13 protein-coding genes are annotated in these 14,556 nt (G+C 59.8%); 9 read left to right on the top strand and 4 right to left on the bottom strand.

What is annotated here, in order from left to right:
* The first annotated feature begins 98 nt into the window (after positions 1-98).
* From D3M70_RS04285 to D3M70_RS04305, 5 genes are all read left to right on the top strand, one after another.
* Entirely contained in the window at positions 99-1,220 is a 1,122-nt protein-coding gene (locus tag D3M70_RS04285; RefSeq protein WP_120124625.1) for a glycosyltransferase family 1 protein, read from the top strand.
* A gap of 9 nt (positions 1,221-1,229) precedes the next feature.
* Positions 1,230-2,270, top strand: a complete 1,041-nt coding sequence (locus tag D3M70_RS04290; protein WP_120124627.1) for an acyltransferase — start codon at positions 1,230-1,232, stop codon at positions 2,268-2,270.
* Positions 2,271-2,367: 97 nt separating this feature from the next.
* Positions 2,368-3,606 (top strand): glycosyltransferase family 4 protein, encoded by a 1,239-nt coding sequence (locus D3M70_RS04295; RefSeq protein ID WP_120124628.1) that lies wholly within the window; start codon positions 2,368-2,370, stop codon positions 3,604-3,606.
* A 13-nt stretch (positions 3,607-3,619) separates the two neighbouring features.
* A complete protein-coding gene (locus D3M70_RS04300; RefSeq protein WP_120124630.1) occupies positions 3,620-5,032 on the top strand; it encodes an undecaprenyl-phosphate glucose phosphotransferase in 1,413 nt (470 codons plus the stop codon).
* Positions 5,033-5,213: 181 nt separating this feature from the next.
* Positions 5,214-6,296, top strand: coding sequence for a polysaccharide biosynthesis/export family protein (locus D3M70_RS04305; protein WP_120124632.1), 1,083 nt, complete (start codon positions 5,214-5,216; stop codon positions 6,294-6,296).
* 608 nt (positions 6,297-6,904) lie between these two features.
* On the opposite strand, the gene D3M70_RS31875 is transcribed toward D3M70_RS04305, so the two are convergent.
* Positions 6,905-7,051, bottom strand: coding sequence for a hypothetical protein (locus tag D3M70_RS31875; protein ID WP_165869731.1), 147 nt, complete (start codon positions 7,049-7,051; stop codon positions 6,905-6,907).
* A gap of 442 nt (positions 7,052-7,493) precedes the next feature.
* Here D3M70_RS31875 and ssuE point away from each other — a divergent pair, with 442 nt between their 5' ends.
* Entirely contained in the window at positions 7,494-8,075 is a 582-nt protein-coding gene (gene ssuE, locus D3M70_RS04315; protein ID WP_120124635.1) for an NADPH-dependent FMN reductase, read from the top strand.
* 135 nt (positions 8,076-8,210) lie between these two features.
* Here the strand turns inward: ssuE and D3M70_RS04320 are convergent, their stop codons facing one another.
* The 3 genes from D3M70_RS04320 to D3M70_RS04330 all read right to left on the bottom strand — a co-directional run bounded on the left by D3M70_RS04320 (position 8,211) and on the right by D3M70_RS04330 (position 11,138).
* A complete protein-coding gene (locus D3M70_RS04320) occupies positions 8,211-8,486 on the bottom strand; it encodes a hypothetical protein (RefSeq protein ID WP_120124636.1) in 276 nt (91 codons plus the stop codon).
* Between the two features lie 220 nt (positions 8,487-8,706).
* Positions 8,707-10,077 (bottom strand): gluconate:H+ symporter, encoded by a 1,371-nt coding sequence (locus D3M70_RS04325; protein ID WP_120124644.1) that lies wholly within the window; start codon positions 10,075-10,077, stop codon positions 8,707-8,709.
* Between the two features lie 167 nt (positions 10,078-10,244).
* The gene (locus D3M70_RS04330; protein ID WP_120124638.1) at positions 10,245-11,138 is read right to left on the bottom strand and encodes a LysR family transcriptional regulator; all 894 of its coding nucleotides are present in this window, start codon (positions 11,136-11,138) and stop codon (positions 10,245-10,247) included.
* A 129-nt stretch (positions 11,139-11,267) separates the two neighbouring features.
* Here D3M70_RS04330 and D3M70_RS04335 point away from each other — a divergent pair, with 129 nt between their 5' ends.
* From D3M70_RS04335 to D3M70_RS04345, 3 genes are all read left to right on the top strand, one after another.
* Entirely contained in the window at positions 11,268-11,969 is a 702-nt protein-coding gene (locus D3M70_RS04335; protein ID WP_120124640.1) for a CoA transferase subunit A, read from the top strand.
* Positions 11,970-12,129: 160 nt separating this feature from the next.
* Complete coding sequence (locus D3M70_RS04340; protein ID WP_120124641.1) at positions 12,130-12,786, top strand: CoA transferase subunit B; 657 nt, start codon at positions 12,130-12,132, stop codon at positions 12,784-12,786.
* A 294-nt stretch (positions 12,787-13,080) separates the two neighbouring features.
* Entirely contained in the window at positions 13,081-14,499 is a 1,419-nt protein-coding gene (locus tag D3M70_RS04345; RefSeq protein ID WP_120124643.1) for a short-chain fatty acid transporter, read from the top strand.
* The last annotated feature ends 57 nt before the right edge of the window (positions 14,500-14,556 follow it).

Here is a 14,556-nt window from a genome sequence, read left to right on the forward strand (position 1 = left end):
TCTACTTCATCTTCAAGTCCGTATTCAGAGCGCCCCTTCACTCAGGGCGCTCCGGGACCTGTGCATCAGCCATTCACCTTTTCGACAGGTCGACCACAATGATTGTGATCAATGCACGTTTTCTTACTCAGGAATTGCGCGGCGTCCAGCGCTTCGCAGAACAGGTCTGTCTGGCACTCAAACAACAACGCGATGATGTCGTATTCGTTTCACCCCACGGCATCAAGATGCACGACAGCGCCAAGGCACTGGACGTGCAATGCATCGGTCGCAACAGCGGGCATCTGTGGGAACAACTGGACTTGCCGCTGTACCTCAAACGCAACGGCAGCCCACTGCTCATATCGCTGTGCAGTACGGCGCCTTTGTTCTACGGCAACCAGATCGCGACGCACCACGACGTCACCTATGTGCGTCACCCGCAAAGCTACACCCGCATGTTCCGCCTGCTGTACCGGACCATGACGCCGATCATGCTGTCGCGGATCAAGGCCTTGCTGACCGTCAGCAACTTTTCCAAGGGCGAGATTTCGCAGTTCTACAACTACTCGGAAAAGAAGATCTTCGTGGTGCCGAACGCCGTGAGCGGCGCCTTTCAACCGGGGCCTCCGCTCAAGGATCAACCGGAGTATCTGCTGGCGGTATCGTCCCCCAGCGCGCACAAGAACTTCAGCCGGATGATTCAGGCGTTCCTGATGCTGCGCAATCACGATGACCTGCAATTGCACATCGTCGGTGGCGCCAGCGACGTGTTCGCCGACGACAATCTGCAACGTCTGGCGAGCCGTGACCCACGCATCCGCTTCCTTGGCCGACTGAGCGACGAGCAGTTGATCGAGCAATATCAGGGCGCCACGGCGTTCGTGTTTCCTTCGCTGTATGAAGGTTTCGGCATTCCGCCGCTGGAAGCACAAGCCTGCGGTTGTCCGGTGTTGGCAGCCAACGCGGCGTCGATTCCCGAGGTGCTGCAAGCCAGCGCTTTGTACTTCGACCCGATGGACATCAGCCACATGGCCTCGGCCATGGAGCGGATTCTCACTGATCTGCCGCTGCGTCAGTCGTTGCGCCGGCGCGGCTTGAACAACGTGGCGCGGTTTTCCTGGGAAGAGTCGGCACGTCGCGTTTCACAACGCATCGATGTGCTCCTCAACCAGTCCAGGGACCGCCGCACCGGTACCGGCAATGACGCGATGCGTCGTGAATCCTCCAGCAAGCTCTGAGGCACGCCCATGAAACGTTTGGCCTATCTCGACGCGCTGCGCGGCATCGCGGCCTTGATGGTGGTGTTCACCCACCTGTTTTTGCCGGTCATCGGGCATGTCTGGGTCTTCGATTACCTGATCGACCCTGGCAAGCTTGGCGTGCTCTGGTTCTTCATGATCAGCGGTGTGGTGATCCCGTACAGCCTCAAGCCCGGCCCCGATGGCGCGCAACGCTTTCTGATCTCGCGCTTCATGCGTCTGTATCCGGCCTACTGGGTCTCGCTGCTGGTGTTCGTGGTGATGCTCGGCCTGACCGCCGCACCGCTGCCACCGATCAAGCAGATCGTCGCCAACCTGACGATGGTGCAAGCGGCACTGGGTTTCGACGATGTCGTCGGTCTCTACTGGACGTTGTTCATCGAACTGGTGTTTTACGCGCTGTGCCTGGCTCTGTTCATTGGCGGCAAGCTGTATGACCAGACCTTTCGCGCGCGCTGCTCACTGGCGTTTCTGCTGATGGCACTGGCGATGGCGTTGGTGCGTGAGCTGACCGATCGCAAGTTGCCAGTGGCGCTGCCGCTGGCACTGTCGCTGATGTTCTTCGGTTCGATCTGGCGCCAATGGCTACTGGCCGAACACAGCCTGGAACTGACCCGCAACCTGAAGATGCTGTTGATCGCCTTCGTGGTGCTGCTGCCACCGACGCTGATCATGGCCTACAACAAGGACATGGGCACCGGGGAAACCTGGGGCCGTTACTGCTTCACCTACGCGGTGGCCATCAGCAGCTTTGTGTTGCTGACCCGCAGCGTTCGCCTGGACCATCCCGCTCTGGTGTGGTTGGGCGCGGTGAGCTACTCGCTGTACCTGCTGCACCCGTCGATGGGGATGCTGGCCGAGTTCGTACTGGCTGGCAGCGGTGCCTCGGCGCTGATCATCGCGCTGTTCGCCACCCTGTTGACCCTGGTTGCCGCTCACCTGTGTTTCCGCTACATCGAGTCGCCTTTTATCCAGCTTGGAAAACGCCTCAATAATCGCAAGGCCAAGACGCAACCGGTAAGCGTCTGAAGTCGAGCCTGCGCAAATAAAAACCGCTCTGGGGAAAGCCTCGCGAGCTTCGCTCGTCATGCAGGTTTTCTGTGAGCCGTTACTGCAGAGAATTCCAATGAAAATTGCAATCGTCCACGACTGGCTGGTGACGTACGCCGGTGCCGAAAGGGTTTTGGCATCGCTCATCAAGATCTGGCCCGAGGCGGATCTTTTCTCCGTCATCGACTTCCTCAGCGACCAGGACCGCGCGCAACTGGGCGGCAAGGTCGCGACCACGACCTTCATCCAGCGGCTGCCGAAGGCCAGGACCAGCTACCAGCGCTATCTGCCACTGATGCCGATGGCCATCGAGCAACTGGACCTGTCCGGTTACGACCTGATCATCAGCAGCAGCCACGCAGTGGCCAAGGGCGTGCTGTGCGGCCCGGACCAACTGCACGTCAGCTATGTGCATTCCCCGATCCGCTACGCGTGGGACCTGCAGCACCAGTACCTCAAAGAAGCCAACATGAACAACGGCCTCAAGGGCAAAGTGGCGCGGATGATCCTGCACTACATGCGCATGTGGGACCAACGCACGGCGGCCGGCGTCGATGACTTCATTGCCAACTCGCACTTCATCGGCGCGCGTATCACCAAGTCCTATCGCCGCGAATCGACGGTCATCTATCCGCCGGTGGACACGCGGGGGTTCACGATTCAGGAACAGAAACAGGACTACTACTTCACCGCCTCGCGCATGGTGCCGTACAAGCGCATGCCGATGATCGTCGAAGCCTTCGCCGCGATGCCGGACAAGCGTCTGGTCATGGTCGGCGACGGACCGGAGATGGAGAAGGCCAAGGCCATCGCGGCCAACGCTCCGAACGTCACCCTGCTCGGTTTTCAACCGTTCGCGGTGTTGCAGGAGCACATGCGCAACGCCAAGGCGTTCGTGTTCGCCGCCGAAGAAGACTTCGGCATCAGCCCGGTCGAGGCCCAGGCCTGCGGCACCCCGGTGATCGCCTTCGGCAAGGGCGGTGTGCTGGAAACCGTCTGCGGGCTGGACCACCCGCAACCCACCGGGGTGTTCTATCCGGAGCAGAGCGTGGGGTCGCTGATGGAGGCCATCCAGACCTTCGAGGACTGTAGCGACCGCATCACCGCGCAGGCCTGCCGCGCCAACGCCGAGCGCTTCAGCGAGGCGCGCTTCGAGCAGGAAATGCGTCAGTTCGTTGAACTGCGTCTGAGCGCTTCGCGTCAGGCGCGCCAATCCATGCAGTTCCGGGCGACTCAGATTCAACCGAGTCTGGTCGCACCGACGCTGGTCGCCAGCGAATTATCCGCCCGCGTTGTTCCGATCAAATCCGTCTGAGCGAGCACAGAACATGAGCACACCACTTCGCGGCATCTTGCATGCTCATCAATCCACTTTGTCCGTTGCCCACCGGTTGCTGGACCTGGCGGTCATCACCCTGGGCGGTTACAGCATCAACCTGCTCACCGGTACCGCGATGAGCACTGAAACCTGGATGCAGATCCTGTTGGCGGCGGTGGCGTTTCACTGGCTGGCCGAATATCACCAGTTGTACGGCTCCTGGCGTGGCGAGCGCATCCTGCGCGAACTGCTGAAAGTGGCTAATTATTGGGGGTTGGCGTTTGTCCTGCTGCTGTTTGTCGACTACCTGCTGCTGCAGCCGGCGGACATTGCCGATAACAGTCAGATGGCCTGGTTCGCCGGGGTGCTGGTGGCCTTGTGTGGCTATCGTCTGGCGATTCGCAGCGTGCTGCACGCCCTGCGCAGTCGGGGCTTCAACACCCGGCGCGTGGCGATCGTCGGCACCGGGCACTGTGGCGAACGTCTGGCATTGTCGATCGAACGCGCACCGTGGATGGGATTGAACCTGCTGGGGTTCTATGACGAACAGCCCGAGCAGATGGACCTGGCACGCATCGGTCGACGCATACCGGTGTTGGGCGATCTGGACCAACTGATCGAGGACGCGCGCGACGGCAAGATCGACAAGGTCTACATCACCCTGACCCTTGGCGCACAGGCGCGTCTTCAGGAATTGATCAAAGGTCTGAGCGACACCACCGCGTCGGTGTACGTGATTCCGGACGTGTTCATGTTCGAGTTGTTGCACGCCCGCAGCGAAAGCATCAACGGGCTGCCGAGCATCAGCATTTTCGATTCGCCCATGGACGGCGCCTGGAGCATGGTCAAGCGCATCGAAGACATCGTGCTGTCGAGCGTGATCCTGACCATGATCGCCCTGCCCCTGATGCTGATCGCCATGGCCATCAAGCTGACCTCGCCAGGCCCGGTGCTGTTTCGCCAGCGCCGCTACGGGCTGGACGGGCGGCCGATCATGGTCTGGAAGTTCCGCAGCATGAGCGTGCAGGAAAACGGCGCGGTGGTGACTCAGGCCACTCGCAACGACAGCCGCATCACGCCGTTGGGCGCGTTCCTGCGTCGTACCTCGCTGGACGAACTGCCGCAATTCTTCAACGTGCTGCGCGGCGACATGTCCATCGTCGGCCCGCGCCCCCACGCCGTGGCGCACAACGAGCAATACCGCAAGCAAGTGTCGGGCTACATGTTGCGGCACAAGGTCAAGCCGGGCATCACCGGCTGGGCGCAGATCAACGGCTGGCGTGGCGAAACCGACACGCTGGACAAGATGCAGAAACGCGTGGAGTTCGACCTGCAGTACATCGAGCACTGGTCGGTCTGGCTGGACATGAAAATCATCCTGCTGACGCTCTTCAAAGGCTTCGTCAACAAGAACGCCTTCTAAAAAAGCTTCTTAAAAAAATAATGTCTGCCAATAACAACAGCGATGGCCGATGGCTACTAAGCTCGGCGGGAGGTGCTTGAGTGTTTGAACGATTGTGATCCGAAGTTCGGTGTAAGTAAGGGATGCAACGAAATCACTGCGGTGCCAGTACGCACCTTTTAGGATTAGAAGGAACATTCATATGAAAGTAACGTTAGCGGTAGTGCTGCTTTCCAGTCTGGTTTTGCAAGGCTGCGCATTCGCCCCCGGTCAGTACATGTCACTTAGCGATGTCACCGATAAAGACCCGGACGGTCCCGCCGTCACGCTCGTCAATATCACCCCGACGACCCTGGCGCAGCAGCAGAAATCCGCTGCAGCGCTGGCCAAACCATTGCCACCTGAACTGATGAATTACAAAACCCCTGAATACATCGTCGGCCCAGGCGATGCGTTGCTGGTGACGGTGTTCGAACACCCTGAGTTGACCGCGCCTGGCTCACAGGAGCAACTGGACGCCAACAGCCGGGAAGTGTTGAACGACGGCACGGTGTTCTTCCCCTATGTCGGTCGTATTCAGGCGGCAGGCAAAACCGTTTCGCAGATCCGCGAACAACTGCGCATGGGCTTGGCGCCGCAGTACACCGAGGTCAAGGTCGACGTCAAAGTGCTGCGTTACAACAGCCAGCGCGTGTTGCTGTCCGGTGCGTTCAAGTCGCCGGGGCCGCAGCCGATCACCAATATTCCGCTGAGCCTGGTTCAGGCCATCAGCCAGGCCGGTCTTGACCTGACCGACGCCAACCTCGCCGGCCTGACCCTGCGTCGCGACGGCAAGGATTACGTGATCGACGTCGACTCGCTCAACCGCAAGGACTCGCAATTGAGCAAGATTTTCCTCAAGGATGGCGACTACCTGCACTTGAACAGCAACTCGAAGAACAAGATCTATGTGTTGGGTGAGGTTCAGCGTCCTCAGGTGATTTCGTTCAGCACCACCAGCGTGACGTTGCTTGAGGCGCTGGGTACTTCCGGCGGTCTGAGCCCGGATGCTGCCGATGGTGAGGCGGTGTATGTGATTCGTGCACAGGATGCGACGCACTCGGCGACCGTGTATCACCTGAACGCGAAGAAGCCAACCGCATACGCACTGGCCAAGGGCTTCGAGTTGTCGGCGCAGGATGTGGTGTTTGTGGGGCCTGCGAACATTACTCGTTGGAGCCGTTATGTGAGTCAGCTGTTGGGTTCGAACAACATCATCCAGACGGGTGCGATGTTCCGGAACTGATAGTGGCTTGGAGTGGCAAGCCTGAAGCGATGAGTTAAAAGCAAGACGAAAGCAAAATCCCCGTAGAGGCCGACTACGGGGATTTTTTTTGGGCTTTTTTTTTGAGGGGGTGGCGCTGGGGGTTGGGTGTATATCCGTTATGTGTGGTGGCGCTGGTTTTCGGTTCTGGCTAACGCCAGAGCTGTTTCGCCTCCGGCGAGTTACTTGATAACCCCAAGTAACCAAGGGTCCTGGCTCCTGGTTGGGTTCCTCCTTCGTCGGAATTCCCTCACTCCGGCGACGCTCCGTGGGCCCGCGCCGAACGGACATCCATGTCCTGACGGCGCTCTTGCGGCATCCATGCCGCTCGGCCCACGGAGCGCCACCTGCGTTCAGCCTGCACCCAAGTCGCGATTAGTGGTGTCTGGACTTTCGCGCACTTGGAAGCAAGATCAAAAGCGAACAGTGATCTGTCGTTCGGATACGATCCCTTGGGGAGACGTCGGAGGGATTGGTGTTCAGCCCTAAGATCTCGGCGACACACACAACCCTGTAGCAGTCCGGCTTGCCGGCGGTAGCGATCTTTCGTACGCCACCGCCGGCAAGCCGGACTGCTACAGGTTCGGCGTTCACAGCTCGTGGCGATTGCCGTTGCCATTGAACTTGATCTTGATCTTGATCTTGATCTTGATCTTCGTACGCAATAGTCCAGACGACACCCATCGCGACTTGGGTGCAGGCTGAACGCAGGCGGCGCTCCGTGGGCCGAGCGGCATGGATGCCGCGAGAGCCGCCCCCCGCCATGGATGGCGGATGGCGGCGGGCCCACGGAGCGTCGCCGGAGTGAGGGAACCTCGACGAAGTCGAGGCCAAACCAGGAGCAATGACACTTGGTTACTTGGTGTCTTTTCAAGTAACCCGCCGAAGGCGGAACGCTTCTGCCGTTAGGCAGAACAAAAAACCAACGCCGACCAAGTGTTGCACCAGCAACAGCAAATCAACACTTGCCCACCTCAGAATCACCAACCCCACCCGAAAAACCACCCTTCAAAAACCTCCAACCACCGGATTCACTGGCGCCAGACCACTTCCACCGGGCTGGCACGCATGGTGCTTTGATCCATCCAAAGGGTCTATCCGCCCATCCCCCTTCGCGTAAACCGCGACCTGCACGGTGCCCTTTCGCACCCCGGGTGAACGACCCCAAGGACATACAACATGCTGGTAGTTTCGATTTCAGGCAGCCCCTCCACCCGCTCCCGCTCAGGTGTAGTGCTCAAACACGCGGCGCAATGGCTCGCCGATCATGGCGTAAGCGTCAACGCCGTCCGCATCCAGGACTTCGACGCAGAAGACCTGCTGTACGCACGCTTCGACAGCCCGCAAGTCATCGCCTTCATCGACGCCGTCGCCAAAGCCGATGGCCTTTTGATCGGCACACCGGTGTACAAGGCGTCCTTCTCGGGCGCACTGAAAACCTTGCTGGATCTGCTGCCCGAACGGTCACTGCACGGCAAAGTGGTCTTGCCTCTGGCCACCGGCGGCAGCATCGCCCACATGCTGGCGGTGGACTACGCTCTGAAACCGGTATTGTCGGCACTCAAATGCCAAGAGGTACTTCACGGGGTATTCGCCATCGACAGCCAGATCAGCTATGGCGACAACGAACCGGGTGGGGATCTGGATGAACTGTTGACCCAGCGTCTGAACGACGGGCTGGAGCATTTCCTGCTCGGCCTGCAACACCGCACGAACGCACGGCACAAGGACGCGGGCGGGCATTTGAAGCTGGCGCTGTGAGCAGGACTTGAAGCTGCGCGATCAGTAAGTGACAGCTTCGCAGTTCTCCTGGCCGGCAGGCCGGATGGCTGGAGACGATTTCAGAAACAATCAAAAGGGCTAAGAAACAGTGCCCCCGGTGCCTTCACGAAGCGCTCAACCCTGGCGCGCTTTCGACGGTTCTACGATCTGAGCGCTGACTTCGCCACGGTTGTCGAACTCGTGGGCCTGCTGCATCTGTGGCTGAGTCATCAACTGCGCCTTGCGGGCCTGATAGTCGTCGTAGGACAGGCCGCGACGATTGAGGTCTTCAAGGGCCAACTGATGGGTTTCTTCAGCGGTGTAGGGGCGCAATTCAGGGTGATTGCCAGCGGCACAACCGGAGAGGACGGCGATTGAAAGCAACATGGCGAGGGTGACAAGACGGTTCATGAGAGCCTCCATTCGGCTCGTTTCTGGAATGAAGCCAAGGCTACGCGTCGGCCCTTTCCAGCAGAAATCAGTCGTCTTGATAGTGGGTATCGGCCCGGTGGGCAGTTAACCTCCCGGAGCGGAGAGAACTCATGGAGCAGCACGGCTTCCCGGCGGTGACGCGCTTACACACACCACCGCCGGCAAGCCGGACTGCTACACGATGTCGGGAACCCGGGCGTTAAAGCAGCCAATGCCACAACAGCAGCGTACCGATCAGGCCCACCACCGAAACGATGGTCTGCAACACCGACCACACCCAAATGGTCTGCTTGAGTTGCAAGCCAAAGTACTCGCGAACCATCCAGAAGCCCGCATCGTTCACATGGCAGAAGAACACGGAGCCGGCGCCGATCACCAGCGCGACCAGCGAAGCCTCGACCGGCGCCAGGCCGGCCATCATCGGCGCGAGAATGCCCGCCGTCGTGGTCGTCGCCACTGTCGCCGAACCGGTTGCCTGACGCAGCGCCACGGCGATCAGCCATGCCAGCAGCAGATACGGCATGTGCGCGCCTTCGGCCACCTTGCTGATGGTCTGGCTGACACCGGCATCCAGCAGCGTTTGCTTGAGGCCGCCACCGGCACCGATGGTCAGCAACAGCACGGCGATCGGCGCCAGGCTTTTGCGCAGTGTGCCGCCTACCTGTTCACGTGAAATGCCGTTGGCCCAGCCCAGACAGACCGTTGCGGCCAGAACTGCGATCCCCAACGCCACCAGCGGTTCGCCGAGGAATTTCAGGGTCAGCGCGACGTTGCTCTCAGGTTCCAGAGCGATCTTCGCCAACGTGCTGCCGAGCATCAGGATCACCGGCAGCAAAATGATCAGCAGCGAAATACCGAATCCTGGCTGGCGCGCGACATTCGACTTGGCCGAGAACAACTCGCCCAGTTCCGCAGGCGCCTCGATGTTCAGTCGTTTGGACAGCCAGTTGCCGTAGAGAGGGCCGGCCAGGATCACAGCCGGCACGGCGATGCAGAAACCCAGCAACATTGTCAGGCCCAGATCGGCGTGCAGTGCGCTGACTGCGATCAGCGGCCCCGGGTGTGGAGGCATCAGCGCATGCAGCGTGGTCATGCCCGCCAATGCAGGAATAGCGATTTTCAAAAGGGGCTGATTGGACTGGCGCGCCATGACGAAGATGATCGGCACCATCATCACCAGACCCACTTCGAAGAACAGCGGCAGGCCGATGACCATCGCGACCAGTGCCATCACCCACGGCAACGTCTTGCCTTTGCCCAGACCGAGCAAGGTAGACGCAATGCGATCCGCCGCCCCCGATTCGGCCATCAGCGCGCCGAGCATCGCCCCCAGCGCAATAATGATCCCGGCCTCACCGAGAATCCCGCCCGCGCCCTTGCTGAACGCTTTCGCAACAGCCTCCGCTGGCAAACCCGCACCTATCCCTGCGATGAAAGTGCCCACCAGAATCGACAGAAACGGCGGGAGTTTGGTAGCGCTGATCAGCACGATAATCGTGGCGATGGCGATCAGGCAGCAGATGATCAGGCGGGTGTCGTGAAACACCCACGCAGCAGACGACAAATCCAAGAGCAACCCCTTATCGTTCGATTCTTATTGAAAGATGATCTGCAACAATTTGTTTCAGATGGCCAAACGATACCGGATGCGGCAAGCGGTCGCAGTGATTTTTTCACACAAAGTGGCCGAAAAGGCCTGCCATTCATCCATTCATCTAAATGAATAAAAACAGGTGGTCACAGAACGCTCCGCTGCGTGCACTCGATCAAAACATCCCGTAATGCCTGCGCGGCCGCCGACAATTTGTGATCGGCCAAGGTCATCAGACCGATTCGCCGCTCGATTCGCGGCCCCTCCAGTTCGATACAGCGCGCGCCCAGCTCCTCCATCTGCTGAATGCACAATGAGGGCACGGCGCTGACCCCCAGCCCGTTGGCAACCATGCGGCCCACCGTCGAAAGCTGATGGCTTTCGAACGCCACGGACAACTTGCCATGCTGGGTCTGCAGATCCTGCTCCAGTAACAACCGCACCGCTGACGGCCGTTGCAACGTGATGAAGTCGTGATGCAGCAATTCATCCCACGTCACTTCGCCACGCTGGGCGAGGGGTGAGTCCATTGGCACGACGGCGACGAAACGGTCCATGTAGAACGAGGTAAAAGTCAGGGTATTGCTCGACTCGGGCTCGAAGCCGATCCCAAGCTCCACTCGACGGTGATCGACCATCTCCAGCACCTGTTCGTTGATCACGTCATGCACCGCGACATTGACCCTGGGATAGCGCTCGCGAAACACCTTCAGCGCCATCGGCAAGAGGTTGCCGGCGAACGATGGCATGGCCGCAATCGACACTTTGCCCATCTGCAAGGTGAAACGCTGACGCAGCAATTCTTCGGTATTGTCCCAGTCGGCGAGCAGTTGCCTTGCCAGCGGCACCAGGGTTTCGCCTTCAGGCGTCAGACTGACACTGCGGGTGGTGCGCGTCAGCAATTGCCCACCCAGGTCATCTTCCAGCGCCTTGATAGTCAGGCTCAGCGCCGGTTGAGACAGGTGCAGCCGCTCACCGGCCTGTGCAAAACTCAAGCACTGCGCGACGGCGAGAAACGCTCTAAGCTGCTTTACATTCATTTATTTGTTTTTCTTATCAATTGATGAAAAAAACAAAATTAACAAATCACTGAGCTAGAGAGAAGATGCGATCAACGCTATCCGGCGACGAATTGTCGGACACAACTACAACGAAGGCGGGATATCACCATGGCAGGACTCGACAAGCGAGTTGCAACATACGAAGAAGCCCTTGCCGGGCTGACTGACAACATGACGGTACTGGCCGGTGGTTTCGGCCTGTGCGGTATCCCCGAAAACCTTATCGCGCAGATCAAGCGCATGGGCGTCAAAGGCCTGACCGTTGTCTCGAACAACTGTGGCGTCGACGGCTTTGGGCTGGGCGTGCTGCTCGAAGACCGACAGATCCGCAAGATGATCGCCTCCTACGTTGGTGAAAACGCCCTCTTCGAACGCCAATTGCTGAGCGGCGAACTGGAAGTCGAACTCACTCCCCAAGGCACCCTTGCTGAAAAAATGCGCGCAGGCGGTGCCGGCATCCCCGCTTTCTATACCGCCACCGGCTACGGCACTCCTGTGGCCGAAGGCAAGGAAACGCGCCAGTTCAATGGCCGCAATGTGATCCTGGAAGAAGCCATCACCGGCGACTTCGCGATCATCAAGGGCTGGAAAGCCGACCACTTCGGCAACGTGGTCTATCGCCATACTGCGCAGAACTTCAACCCGGTCGCCGCGACAGCAGGCAAGATCACCGTGGTCGAGGTCGAGGAAATCGTCGAGCCGGGCGTTCTGTTGCCGACCGAGATCCACACGCCAGGCATCTATGTGGATCGCGTGATCCTGGGCACGTTCGAGAAACGCATCGAGCAGCGTACGGTCAGGAAAGCCTGACGCTGGCGCTCAACGACCTCCCCTCAACCGAATGATCGGCAGCGAACGTATCTGTAGCAGTCCGGCTTGCCGGCGGTAACGTAACGTTATTCACCACCGCCCGGCGAGCCGGACTGCTACAGGATCGGACTCCGGACAGAACAAAAAGAGACCCAAGATCATGGCACTCTCCCGCGAACAAATGGCACAGCGCGTTGCGCGCGAACTGCAAGACGGCTTTTACGTAAACCTGGGCATCGGTATTCCGACGCTGGTTGCCAACTATGTGCCAGACGGCATCGACGTGATGCTGCAATCGGAAAACGGCTTGCTCGGTATGGGTGCGTTTCCCACCGAGGAGACCATCGATGCCGACATGATCAACGCCGGCAAACAGACCGTGACCGCGCGCAAGGGCGCATCGATTTTCTCCTCGGCCGAATCGTTCGCCATGATCCGGGGCGGCCATGTTGACCTGACCGTACTGGGCGCCTTCGAAGTCGACGTCGACGGCAACATCGCGTCGTGGATGATCCCTGGCAAACTGGTCAAGGGCATGGGCGGCGCGATGGACCTGGTGGCGGGCGCGGACAACATCATCGTGACCATGACCCATGCCTCCAAGGACGGCGAGTCCAAACTGCTGTCGCGCTGCAGCCTGCCGCTGACCGGCGCTGGCTGCATCAAGAAGGTACTGACTGACCTTGCGTACCTGGAGATCGAAAACGGCGCCTTCATCTTGCGCGAAACCGCACCGGGCGTAACGGTCGAAGAAATCATCGCCAAGACCGCCGGCAAACTGATCGTGCCGGATGATGTGGTCGAAATGACGTTCTGATTCACCGAAGTTGTCGTGTTCCCCTGTAGGAGCGCGCTTGCCCGCGATCAAAACCAGTCCATTCACCCACGCAGTGTCTGAACTATCGCTTCGCGGGCAAGCGCGCTCCTACAGGGGAACGCGCCTTCCTCTGCTCCTTAGACACACCCGCATCACATCGCTTTGCCATTCCGCCTCTTCAGCAATGAAGGGGCTTTGCCGTATCTAGAGCTGCACCTTTTCTTACGTCACTGCCGATACTAAAAACAGCTATCTCAATAGCACCCGAACAATAACTCCAAGAGGTAAAACAACGTGGCCGCCGATATCGAAGAAAGCCGCTCCGCCCGATTTGCCCTGCGCTGCGCCAAATGGGCAGAACGCTGGTTCCCTGACTCCTGGGTGTTCGCTGCCCTGGCCGTGGTCATCGTCACACTCGCCACGCTGGTCATCGGCGCTAAACCCGCCGACGCCGCCAAAGCCTTCGGCGACGGTTTCTGGAGCCTGATCCCCTTCACTATGCAAATGGCCTTCGTGGTCATCGGCGGCTACGTCGTCGCCAGCTCGCCACCCGCCGTCAAGCTGATCGACCGTCTGGCGCGCATCCCCAAGAACGGTCGCTCGGCCGTGGCTTGGGTCGCGCTGATTTCCATGGTCGCTTCGCTGCTGAACTGGGGCCTGTCACTGGTCTTCGGCGGTTTGCTGGTGAGAGCGCTCGCGCGCCGCACCGATCTGAAGATGGACTACCGCGCCGCCGGTGCTGCCGCCTATCTGGGGCTGGGCGCCGTGTGGGCACTGGGGCTCTCGTCTTCGGCAGCACAACTGCAAGCCAACCCGGCGAGCCTGCCACCTTCGATTCTGGCAATCACCGGGATGATCCCGTTCACCCAGACCATCTTCCTCTGGCAGTCGGGCGTCATGCTGCTGGCGCTGGTGGTGATCTCGATCATCGTCGCTTACGCTACCGCACCTGGCCCGAACAGCGCTCGAGAAGCCAAGGATTGTGGCGTTGACCCTGCGTTCAGCATGCCACCGCTGCCACCACGCACCCGTCCGGGCGAGTGGCTGGAATACAGCCCGCTGCTGATCATCCTGATGGTCGTGCTGGCGTCCGGCTGGTTGTACAACGAGTTCAGCACCAAGCCTGCAATCACCGCGATCTCGGGCCTTAACACCTACAACTTCCTGTTCATCATGGTCGGCGCGCTGCTGCACTGGCGTCCGCGCAGTTTCCTGGATGCCGTGGCCCGAGCCGTGCCGACCACCACCGGCGTGCTGATCCAGTTCCCGCTGTACGGTTCGATTGCCGCCCTGCTGACCACCGCCAAGGGCGGTGATGCGCAGACCGTCGCACACCACATCTCGACCTTCTTCACCAGTATCGCGTCCCACGACACCTATGCGCTGCTGATGGGTGTGTACTCGGCGATCCTCGGTTTCTTCATTCCGTCCGGTGGCGGCAAGTGGATCATCGAAGCGCCGTACGTGATGCAGGTCGCCAACGACCTGAAGTATCACCTCGGGTGGGCGGTGCAGATCTACAACGCCGCCGAAGCACTGCCGAACCTGATCAACCCGTTCTATATGCTGCCGCTGCTGGGCGTGCTGGGCCTGAAGGCGCGGGATCTGATCGGCTTCTCGTTCGTGCAATTGCTGGTGCACACGCCATTGGTGCTGTTCCTGCTGTGGGCGTTGGGTACGACGCTGGCGTACGTGCCGCCGCTGATGCCGTAAAACAGGCACTCCCCTTTAGCAGCACGGCTTGCCGGCGGTAGCGATCTTGAACACGCC

The organism is Pseudomonas sp. LS-2, assembly GCF_003605735.1.
GTDB lineage: Bacteria > Pseudomonadota > Gammaproteobacteria > Pseudomonadales > Pseudomonadaceae > Aquipseudomonas.